This is a genomic window from Legionella sp. W10-070, assembly GCF_900640175.1.
GTDB lineage: Bacteria > Pseudomonadota > Gammaproteobacteria > Legionellales > Legionellaceae > Tatlockia.
This window is the reverse complement of record NZ_CAAAJC010000039.1, coordinates 1-10,174: the sequence shown is the minus strand read 5'-3', so window position 1 is coordinate 10,174 and position 10,174 is coordinate 1. Positions and strand designations below refer to the sequence as shown.

Below are 10,174 nucleotides of genomic sequence, written 5' to 3'. Positions count from 1 at the left end.
CCTCACTGAACAATTTGACTCCAAATCAGTTCAAACAGAAGGTGTTAGGTGCCGGTTTTTCTAATTAATACCGGATCGGTTTTGGGGAGAGGATCAACTACGTCAAAACAACCCAAATTTTTGGGCAGATATTGGGTACTTTTTCAAAAATTTTGGGCATTTATTGGGTGATTTTTGAGCCAACAGAAAACCACAAAAGACAACCCTATCAACCAGAAAAGTGGATTTAACTCGTTGATCTACATGGGTTTATGATGGTCTTTGGTGGTCAGGAATGGTTTTGATAATTGGTGGAGGCGGCGGGAATCGAACCCGCTACACCTGATTTTGACCCAGATCATGATAAACAACAAAAGGCCATCAAAAACCATAAGAAATCAGATAGTTAACGTTAATTTTAAGATGTGGTTACGTTGTCTATAAAAGCCGGTTATTGTCAGTGAATAAACCCGCAGTAACCCCTTTTTTTGTTTACCTTATTGTTGACTCTAAATAGTAATAATTTCCTGAATCGAAGGCTGATAATATTCAGCCTTACCGACTCTAATTTCCAGATTATCAGAAAATTTTACTTTTGCCTCTGAATGAGTGTGTCCACACAAAACTAAAAAGTTCACATGTTTATATTTTTCAGCAATTGACCTTAACACATCCCCAGTAGCTTTAGATGAAAAATAAGGTAGCCAATTTTCATCATTTGGCTGATTTTCATGCCAGCTGCACTCGGGAAAAGGTGGAATATGAGTTGCTACAATGATGTTTTTTATACCACCATCAATTGCTTGATAAATAGTATTAGCGAGTACTGCTGCATCTTCATCTGCTAGCCGCTGCATTTCATTTTTTAAAGCCGATTTACTGAGTAAAAAAACCTGATATAGATTGGTTATCAAACGACTATCATTCAGTGCAACTGTACTATGTTCGAAATCACCATAGCGAGCATCGGCCCAACCATCATGCCCAACCAATGCAGTCTTGTTATCTAACTTGATTATTGCAGGCTGACCCAGCCAAATTAAATCTTTATTTGACTTACATAAACGCCGAATATTTTCCCGCACCTCGGCAACGCTGCCGAAATAATAATCATGATTACCCAGGACAAAGTATATGGGCAGATTAATATTTACACTGAACTCATTGAGCAATTCACAGACATCTTTGGACTCAGCGATATCACCTGTTATCAGTACGCTATTTACCTCTGCTTGTTTTATTTGCTGATAAAATGTCTCTCTTTCAGGGGACTTTAAAAAATTAAGATGGGGGTCGGTTAACCAGGCGATTTTAGTGTCCACTTATAAATCCAACTCTATGATTGCATTGATGCGTTCTTTAACAATTTTTTCCCTAACAAATATCTCATTCGAGTAATTCAAATGGCCAGGTAATGCTTGTAAGAAATTTTCATTATTCATAAATAATGAAAATTCCTGTGAAAGATATTGTCTAACTGATTGTGACGCCTGAGATACATCCTCAACTATCTCTGACCGACCATCAACCAGTGAAATAATATCCTCCAAATCATGACTCAATAAAAAATCCTGATTACCTCGTCCCTTAAACGCTTCGAGTTTGGTTGCTAAAAAATAAGGGGCAGAAATAACTTTTATGCGAATAGCGTCCGGCAAATCCTGAGTTATTGAGCAAGCAAGTGCTTCTTTATACCACTTATTTGAAAACCCAAGCACACTTTCATCGACTGGCATCACATCAACTAAAATACCATCACAATCCCAACGGCAAATTGGATGGTTACCGGACATCAACTCTTTAAAGCCTTTTTGCCGTAATTTCTCAGCTAATGCATAGTAATCAGTTCTTGTTATGACATTAATGATGCAATCAACATCAACCGTAAAACGGACATCAGGTGCTGCTTTATCGGTTATCAAAAGTCCCGTTACACAACCGCCAACAAACGTTACTTCATCACACAGATTTCCAAGCCGATGAGCAATGATCATTAATGATTCAATATTTTTCTGAGCAGAGCTTTTATTCACGAGTTTCCTTTCACCTTAATTTTAACTGCCTTGGATTTTAATAGTTCCGACAATTGTTGCATAGCAAGATGTTTTTCTCTGGCACGCCCTGAACGAACTGCATCAATCAAAGTTAATAAATCATAAAATAATGGATCAGGATGTTTTGTAATCGACTCTGGGACAGAAGAGTATAACGGTTTAAGTGCAACTCCTCGTTCCTCTCCTGCCCCATAAGGCCAAACAGGGACTGGATCATTTCCCCTTATAATCTGCTCATTTAAACTAGGCGCTGCATAGCTTGTAGGGATACCCCGAACGATTTCGCCTAATTTTGCAGGAAAAATATACTTAAGGCCGTGAAGGAAAAACTCTTCACAAGCTTGAAGAATAGGCTGAGGTCTTTCCGTTGATTGGTAAGGTGTCAGAAAACCTGCATCTACTAACCTCTTAAAAGCACTGTTTATTTGCGATGGACTAAGACACAACTCATAAGCAAGACTGTTTTGCGACCAATCATCATTCGGCTTCTTGGCTAATAGTTTTGCCAAAACAACGATATCTTGTGGCTTAATTGACATTGCTTTTTCTCTTTTATTCTATATTCTAGAATTTAGAATACAGAATAGATTAAGTCAAGAAAACAAACGTCATGCAAAACTTGCAGCACTTCACTCGCTAATTGTTATCTATTATTATGCGTACATTTTAATCAGACAAAATTACATTATGACAAAATTACCCGAAACCGGCTTTTTAAGAGCACACCAAATCCTCGGCGATAAAACTGCAAATCCACCTATTCCTCCATTAATTCCAGTTGGAAAATCTACATGGTGGGCAGGTGTTAAGTCTGGTCGATTCCCTCAACCAATAAAACTTGGCCCTAGAACAACAGTGTGGCGAGTTGAGGACATTAGAGAATTTATCGAAAAAGCTTCGACAAGCAGTTAATAAAGAATAGTGGCTTTTCCATTAGCACCGATAGTTGTAAGTAGTCATAAACTGCAAAGACTATACTCAGAGTATGTCTACATTGTTGCGCCACTATAAATATGGGTTCTGACAATTAACTTACTAAGTCCAAGTTCAGACTTGCATTGGAATGCCCAACAAAACTCTTTTATATTGATAGGCCTCAGTATGCTAATCAAACAAAAGATGATGCTTTTCTCAAAGCCTTAGCTGAGGGTGGAAGCGCTGGCGCGATGCTATTTCCCAGAAGGCATGTTTGTTGAAGCCTATCATTCAGAATCCGTTCTTGATTCAACAAAACGACTTTTAAAAACTGATTCGATTACATTGTTTGAGGCAGAAATTTCCTACCGTAGGTATTTGATTCGTACAGACATTCTAATTAAAGATCAGAACCACCTGAAGTTAATAGAGATCAAAGCCAAATCAATTAATTCCGAAGAAATCAAAAAAATTGAAAAGAAAGATATTGAAGAAGAAACTAAAACAACAGCCTTCCTCAAACATGAGCGAAAAAATAGATCACTAGCGCTACCTTCTATTATCGATCTCGAAAGCAGAACTAAATCTTTTTTTCAAAAAGCAGATCATGTACAGCAGGCACTAATCGAACTGACATCACTTTTTTACTCTGATTGTCGCCGCCCCAATATTTAAGACCAAAACAGGCCATCCGAGACAACCGAAAACCATTGATAATCATGTGGTTATAACTCATTAAGCGTTGTTTTTCATGGTCAGCCATTGGCTGTAAATTGCCCCAAAAAAGCCCCAAAATTTTAAAATTTTGCCCCAGTGGCGCCCCAAAATACCTCCGATATCTGCCAAGGAATTGGGTGGGCATGAGTGCTTTATTGAGGATTAATGAACCCATGAAATATTTGTAAACTATTTCATTTATCTGATTTATGTTTTTCCCAGATTTGATGGAGTCGACGAAACTTCGGATCTTGGACTAATTTAGGATTTGAAACTTTAATCTCACTTAAACAATCTCCTAACTCGCTGGTAATACAAAGCGATTCACCAATAATTGCATTCAATAAATTAAGAGCTTCTTCTGGAAAATTGGTACAGTGTTTTGAATCACGTAACCAATGTACACTGGTAATTATATTTTGCGTGGGTTTCAACCATGGGAGCATTAACGAAACAGCGTTTGGAAAGCGTTTACCACTAGCAATACAAAGTCGTACTAATTCCTTTGAGATATTTTGAGAGGCAACTTCACGCGACTTTGGCCATATGTTTTTCCAGAAAGGTGCAATACGATTATCCCAATAAACCTCTTTCTGTTCAGCGGCAGATTCTTGAGCACGAGCCAGAGCTTCAGCTGCTATGTCTAAGCCCCCCGGTGGCAAAGTTCGATAAACATCACTTAATTCACTAACACTAAATTTCTCGCCTCTATCAAGCGAAAGATAGGTAATGAAAGCAGCATATTGCTGCTTGCTATTTTTACCTAAACTTTCAAAATTAGTTGCTGTTTTTAATAAGTCAGTCTTTATTTCTTCAAGAAATGGGTAATATAAGCGGGGAGTCCAAAGAAATCCTTCCCATGCTATACGAGCCTCTATCTTTGAACTATCCCAAGCAAACAAGCATAGTAGATATTTAGTTGACCAATCTGGATCTACACGAAATAGGGTTATTGCATTTGATGTAATCAACACGCGAGCAAGTCGAAATTTCTCAATGCTTGGGTCACAGAGTTCTGTTAATATTTTATATATTTTTTGGGGAATACCTTGGCCATCTTCAAGCTTATGTGCAAACCACCAGTTAAGTATTGATTGAGTAACATAGCCAACTGGATGATTGATTGCCGCCATTACAGGCTCATCAAATTCTATTTTAGGGTAATTCAACTTTAATAAGCGCTTACAGAGCTCAAAAAAAACATCTTCATGATATATTAGTGCAACTTTTGCTACAGTTTTTAACCAATATCCTAACGCATGAGAAATTAAATCGAGTGTTTTATTGGGAGCGTTGATAAGCATTGGTGCCACATAACGCCATGATCTAGTAATATATTTATCATCAGACCATACTTGCAATGCTTGCTGCCAGCGAGTAGAAGGCCAACAATTTTCCTTAGTAAGTATGTATAAAGCTGTTATGGCCGTTGAAAAATTATCTTTGCATCGTTTTTCCCAGTGGTCTTTTTGTCTCCAATCATCTCCTGGGTATTGTTTAATCCATTTAACTAGTTTTTGACGACTTTGAGGTGTTTCTAAGAAGTGCTGGCATTCATCTCCACTCCACATCCAAAATGAAAATTCATCACTTTCATCATCCGCGACTGCCCATAGAGGATAAGCTTTTTCTAACTCTTGTAGTTTCATTAAGCTTTCTTTAGATAGCTTCACATCGCTTTTCCCAAGTTTAGCCAAACGTAGCCAAATCTCACGCTTCTTGATCTGTTCTAAACGCTCTAATTCGATATCTGCACTAAATAATTCATTCGGTGGCCCTTTTATAATGGCTTGTTCCAATTCTAATAAATTATTCCTGTTTAAGTGTGGCCCTAAAGCCACTATTAAACGTATTGCTTCTCGCTTAGTCTCAGCTGACCATAGACAGCGATGATTATCTGATAAAAGCCAGCATAAACCATGATTAGGTGGTATGACACTAATTTGAGTAGCGGCAAAAAACATTAACCGTCGAAAGATTGGATAATGATAAAATTGCCATTTTTCAGCTTCTAAAAATGCCTGCTTGGGGTTTTGAACTGATAATGCAAGCCATGCATCTCTAGTCAGCTCAATCAATGCTGTCCAATCATCGAATTTACGATTCTGAGGATGCTCGCTTATTGATGGTTGAGCAATGTATGACATATCTGCAAATTCATTTGCTCTACCTAATTCAGCTTGTAATTCCAATGCATCTCTTAATAAAATTGTAAAATCATCGATCAGCTTAGGCATATTGGCTTGCCAGCTTGTTTCTTTTGATAATTCTCCTAAAGCAGAATGTACATGATCACTGGCAAGTCGCAATTCCCAATCTATGAAAGAATCTGGGCTAAACTCCTCTATCTCATTTCTGATATGAATGGATTTTCTCAAATATATTTTGGGGGACAGTAATTCTCGCAGTTTTATCTTCAAAACCGCAGTCAGACCATCCTGTTTAAATTGATTTACCCATTGGTAAAGTTCAAATTTATTGCGAGACGAATCAATACGTCCAGTTAGCAATAACAGCCAATATTTATACATTTTTGGTGAGGGTATTGCGCTTTCTGAGTATTTAAGGAGAGTAGTAATTTCATCTTCTTTTCCATTACGCTCTAAACTAACAAGATACTCAAGCTCCTTTTCAATTAATTTAGCTACGAAGGGATGTAATTGCCCACCTTGATCGGCAAGCCATAGAATTAGTTTGGGATCATTCAAATGTCTCGTTAACCAATGCGATAGATTCCTCATAATATCGTCCAAATTTTGAGAACCAAAATTATTCTCAACTACACTCATATGAGGCATTAAGTGATTAGGCATCGGACGATTCAATAAACTAAAAGCAAATTTTTCATCTTGATTATTTAAATGATAGACTCCAAATTGAACTAAATCTGAATAGCCATATCGTTTCTCGGTAAATATATCTAACCAATCTATTGGAGGTGCAGGATCAAGAAGCTTATTACCAGCGAAGCGTTTGGCAGGCAATCCAGAAGGATCTGATAATGCCCATAACATTCGGCCGACAAAATTGTCTTCAACTGTGCTGGATTGAGGTTTTGTTATGGCAGACTCGACAACTATACGCTCTTTACCACTAACTCCATCATGATAGATTTTTGCCCACTCGCGGAGTGTTTTATGTAAATAAAAGTGTCGTCTATGTTCTTTATAAAGAATTGGCGTTACATTTTTTGCTTTCCACTCATTAGCGATTTCCTTGTCTTTACCCCTAGAATAACTTCCAAAAGCAAACATTTCTGGTGGAGATTCACCCAAAAGGCGATCAGCTGCAAGAGCATCCATCATATAACGGAGTATGGGATCGTTTATGCTATAGCCAACAAAGCAAACTGTATGACTCCTAAATAACTCACTAACAAAGCGAGCAGCCCAACGTTCATTCAGATAAGCTAGTCCAAAATCACCACTAGAAAGTACTAAGTGATTATTAGCTTCATCATGAAGTTTGTTTGGTAGCAAACCATGTAAATAAACAAGACCATTCCAACGACTTTTGGGAATAGGAAGAAATGGAGCCTGATATCTATCGATATCTAAATTCTGCTTTTCAATAATTACTTCGAAAATACGGTCAAAATTAGTTGTAATTAAGCGTGTAAATCCATTTTTGTGACAACGGGATAAGGTAAGTAATGATTCGTGGGTTGCTAGAGCATTTTTCTTGTTGAGATCAGGGCGAAGCACTTCAGCAAGAGAACGGCGTACAATATTTCGACCATCAACAATCCTGAATTCAAGTAACCCGATTGCGGTATCATATTGACCTGATTTGATTGCAGTTTTTTCAATATCATTTGGAATTTCGCCAATACCTTCGTAAATTTTCTTAACTAAACCACCAAAACCAGGGAGATTAGCTGGATAAGAAATGCCTGCCCCACAAAAAAAGACAACTCGACCATCTTCATGAGCTTGCAACAATCTGTCAGGTATTTCTGGTCCATTTTTTACGAACTGCATAATTACGCCTTTCTTTTGAACTTGAACATTTAACCCAAGCCCGCATTCTTATTTATATGGCGAACGACGTTTAGAATTCTTCTACTTTTATCATCATCAAAAATTCCAGTAATTCCGCTACTATGGATATTCGTAAACGGTGTTTCAAACAGCACATTAGGATCCATAATGCCATTACGCACAATAAACTCGACGATCTCATCAAGAAACGCTATTTGATCAGGGCTTAGTGGAGCATTTGATAAAAATTCTGCGAAGGCTTCTTTTGCAGCTTTTCGACTCAAACCTACAACAGAGCGAACTAATACCCCCAATGGTTTTTCACCAAATATTTTTTGATATTCTTCGCGCGGAATCCCGCCGCATTCTGAAAAAAGAATATCTTCTAAGGCTGCTATATCAGTCTGGGTAACTGGTTCATTATTTCTTAAACGCCGGATGGTGATATGATTTCTGTGCTCATTGATAAATTTTCTTACTTCTTCGCGATAATCTCTAAGATTAGCATCAACTCTCACGATGTCGAAAACCGTGGAACCTTCTCTTATTTCATCAGTAAAATTCGTATAGACATTCATCAGTCCCGTTTCTTTATCTAAAAACCTAGTGATATCTCTCAGTCGGATCCGTACTTGCTCTAACATTGGCAAAGAAACATCTTTCCACCATTGCTCGGTTTGTAAGTCTAATATCAATTCCATTTGAGCTGCGACATTAGGAATATTTGATTTGTCTTCTAAGCCTTTGGCTATCTCGACGATTTGGCCTTTGTATTTTTCTTGCGCACTGTTGTTTTGCAATATAGCGACTTGAGTATTTAGAATCAGCAAATCAAATCGACGGCAAAATTCATCGTCTTGGTCCGCTGTGGGCAATCCACTCACTTTGCTTCTTAGCGTATCAATGTCATCTTCTCGCAAAAAATCCCATTGTTCACGATAGGCATATTTTTCGACATTTAATCGTTCTTTTCGAACAATAAAATTGTCTGTATTCATGGAGGAAACAACTTCGTGCAGCTGATTTTTTAGAGTTTCATTAAACCCTTTAAGGGCTTCATCATCGGTATTTGCATTTTCTATGGTCGTTATTAAATCTAATCGACGATTAAATATTTTTTGCTTAACTGATTCCTGAACCCCGGAGTCATAACCTTCTGGGTTGGTATCAAAAAACTCCAGATTTTCACAATAGTCAAAGATAACAAATTCCTTTTTATCATTACCTGGGCCAAACAAATCCTCACAAGGTCTGGTACCTCGTCCGATCATCTGCCAGAACTTGGTTCAATACCATGTAGTGTCATGTTCATAGCACCAATTCGTAACATTGAGGAATCAAAATCAGAACCATGGAACATTTGACTATTGAAATGCTCTTTGAGATTTTTATTGTGACTGACTTCTTTATAATGGTCTTCGAGGTATTCCGCTGCTGTAACCAAAAAGCCACAAGTACCACACGCAGGATCGCAAATTATATCTTTAGGGTTAGGCTCGATTAATTCTACCATCAATTTGATAATATGCCTTGGTGTACGGAATTGTCCGTTTTTTCCTGCGGTGGCTATTTTAGAAAGCATATATTCATACAAGTCACCTTTTGTATCTCTATCATGCATTGGGATGTGCTGAATCATATTAATGACTTTGTCTAGCAAAGATGCTGTGGGAATTATGAAAACTGCATCAGTCATAAATTTTGTATAAGAGCTTCCAGCACGACCATTGAGCGACTTAATAAAGGGAAATACCTCGTCCTTAAATACATCAAATTTTCGCTTAGGTTCAAAATCTTTAAATCGAGACCACCTCAAATGCTCTTGCTCATTTTCAAAGATAGGATCTTTAATCCCTTCACCAAGTAAATTTGCTTGTGCTTCTTTAGCTGTATGAATATCATCAAGACGCTTTGCGAACAGCAAATAGGTAATTTGCTCTATAACAGATAAAGGGTTTGAAACCCCGCCTGACCAAAAAGCATTCCAGATCTGATCCACTTTATTTTTAATTTCGCCTGTAATCATTTCGACTCTCTTATTTAATTGCTGCTTATTATGTATTCTGTTTTTTGGCTTTTTGCTCTTGGTTTTTAATCCATTGATCAATCTCACTTCTACGAAAACGCCACGCCGCCCCTACCTTAAAGCCTGGTATTTTACCTTCTGAGGCAAACCGATAAGCTGTTTTTTCCGCTATTTTCAGATAGTTCGCCAAATCTTTAATAAGCATTATGTCATCGTCAGTCATTGGAAAATAACCTATTAATATAGAATGTAATAGAAAATAGTTGAAAATAAGACTGATTTCAAGCTGTTTTTGTCTCTGTATCTTAGAGGAAGGGTAAAATTGAAATTTATCTAGACAATTTACCTGATCTGTGAGTAAGTAATGTTATATGGATTTAGCGCACTTAAATTGGATAAACTTTCTAGGGTGTGTTTTTAAAGTTTTCAAACGATAAAAAATCTGATAAAAAGGCTCCATGCTAAAATGGAGTAACTGGATGTCCCGCTTTGTCATTGATGAT

Annotated in this window: 9 protein-coding genes; 2 read left to right on the top strand and 7 right to left on the bottom strand. The window is 37.4% G+C overall.

Annotated elements, in window-relative coordinates; translation table 11 throughout:
- Positions 1-488 precede the first annotated feature (488 nt).
- The 3 genes from E1O65_RS11940 to E1O65_RS11930 are packed head-to-tail and all read right to left on the bottom strand — an operon-like array spanning position 489 to position 2,572.
- On the bottom strand, positions 489-1,301 hold the full coding sequence (locus tag E1O65_RS11940; RefSeq protein WP_133133825.1) for a metallophosphoesterase: 813 nt from the start codon (positions 1,299-1,301) through the stop codon (positions 489-491).
- Positions 1,302-2,012, bottom strand: coding sequence for a hypothetical protein (locus E1O65_RS11935; RefSeq protein ID WP_133133824.1), 711 nt, complete (start codon positions 2,010-2,012; stop codon positions 1,302-1,304). It lies immediately after the preceding gene.
- Positions 2,009-2,572: a hypothetical protein gene (locus E1O65_RS11930; RefSeq protein WP_133133823.1), complete on the bottom strand. Its 564-nt coding sequence runs from the start codon at positions 2,570-2,572 to the stop codon at positions 2,009-2,011. Before E1O65_RS11930 ends, E1O65_RS11935 begins: the two co-directional genes overlap by 4 nt.
- 148 nt (positions 2,573-2,720) lie before the next feature.
- Here E1O65_RS11930 and E1O65_RS11925 point away from each other — a divergent pair, with 148 nt between their 5' ends.
- Positions 2,721-2,945 carry an AlpA family phage regulatory protein gene (locus E1O65_RS11925; protein WP_133133822.1) on the top strand — a complete coding sequence of 75 codons (225 nt, stop codon included), beginning with the start codon at positions 2,721-2,723 and terminating at the stop codon, positions 2,943-2,945.
- A gap of 273 nt (positions 2,946-3,218) precedes the next feature.
- Positions 3,219-3,623, top strand: a complete 405-nt coding sequence (locus tag E1O65_RS12630) for a hypothetical protein (RefSeq protein WP_207384251.1) — start codon at positions 3,219-3,221, stop codon at positions 3,621-3,623.
- Positions 3,624-3,859: 236 nt separating this feature from the next.
- On the opposite strand, the gene dsr1 is transcribed toward E1O65_RS12630, so the two are convergent.
- The 4 genes from dsr1 to E1O65_RS11900 are packed head-to-tail and all read right to left on the bottom strand — an operon-like array spanning position 3,860 to position 9,894.
- The gene (gene dsr1 / locus E1O65_RS11915; protein WP_133133821.1) at positions 3,860-7,645 is read right to left on the bottom strand and encodes an anti-phage defense-associated sirtuin Dsr1; all 3,786 of its coding nucleotides are present in this window, start codon (positions 7,643-7,645) and stop codon (positions 3,860-3,862) included.
- A gap of 29 nt (positions 7,646-7,674) precedes the next feature.
- Positions 7,675-8,916: a type I restriction-modification enzyme R subunit C-terminal domain-containing protein gene (locus tag E1O65_RS11910; protein WP_133133820.1), complete on the bottom strand. Its 1,242-nt coding sequence runs from the start codon at positions 8,914-8,916 to the stop codon at positions 7,675-7,677.
- Entirely contained in the window at positions 8,913-9,671 is a 759-nt protein-coding gene (locus E1O65_RS11905; protein WP_133133819.1) for an N-6 DNA methylase, read from the bottom strand. Before E1O65_RS11905 ends, E1O65_RS11910 begins: the two co-directional genes overlap by 4 nt.
- A gap of 28 nt (positions 9,672-9,699) precedes the next feature.
- The gene (locus E1O65_RS11900; protein WP_133133818.1) at positions 9,700-9,894 is read right to left on the bottom strand and encodes a helix-turn-helix domain-containing protein; all 195 of its coding nucleotides are present in this window, start codon (positions 9,892-9,894) and stop codon (positions 9,700-9,702) included.
- Positions 9,895-10,174: the final 280 nt, after the last annotated feature.

Bases quoted from the DNA above. Each gene is read 5' to 3' on its own strand.
- E1O65_RS11905 (WP_133133819.1), bottom strand. From the start codon at position 9,671: ATGATTACAGGCGAAATTAAAAATAAAGTGGATCAGATCTGGAATGCT.
- E1O65_RS11910 (WP_133133820.1), bottom strand. From the start codon at position 8,916: ATGATCGGACGAGGTACCAGACCTTGTGAGGATTTGTTTGGCCCAGGT.
- E1O65_RS11930 (WP_133133823.1), bottom strand. From the start codon at position 2,572: ATGTCAATTAAGCCACAAGATATCGTTGTTTTGGCAAAACTATTAGCC.
- E1O65_RS11925 (WP_133133822.1), top strand. From the start codon at position 2,721: ATGACAAAATTACCCGAAACCGGCTTTTTAAGAGCACACCAAATCCTC.
- E1O65_RS11900 (WP_133133818.1), bottom strand. From the start codon at position 9,894: ATGACTGACGATGACATAATGCTTATTAAAGATTTGGCGAACTATCTG.
- dsr1 (WP_133133821.1), bottom strand. From the start codon at position 7,645: ATGCAGTTCGTAAAAAATGGACCAGAAATACCTGACAGATTGTTGCAA.
- E1O65_RS12630 (WP_207384251.1), top strand. From the start codon at position 3,219: ATGTTTGTTGAAGCCTATCATTCAGAATCCGTTCTTGATTCAACAAAA.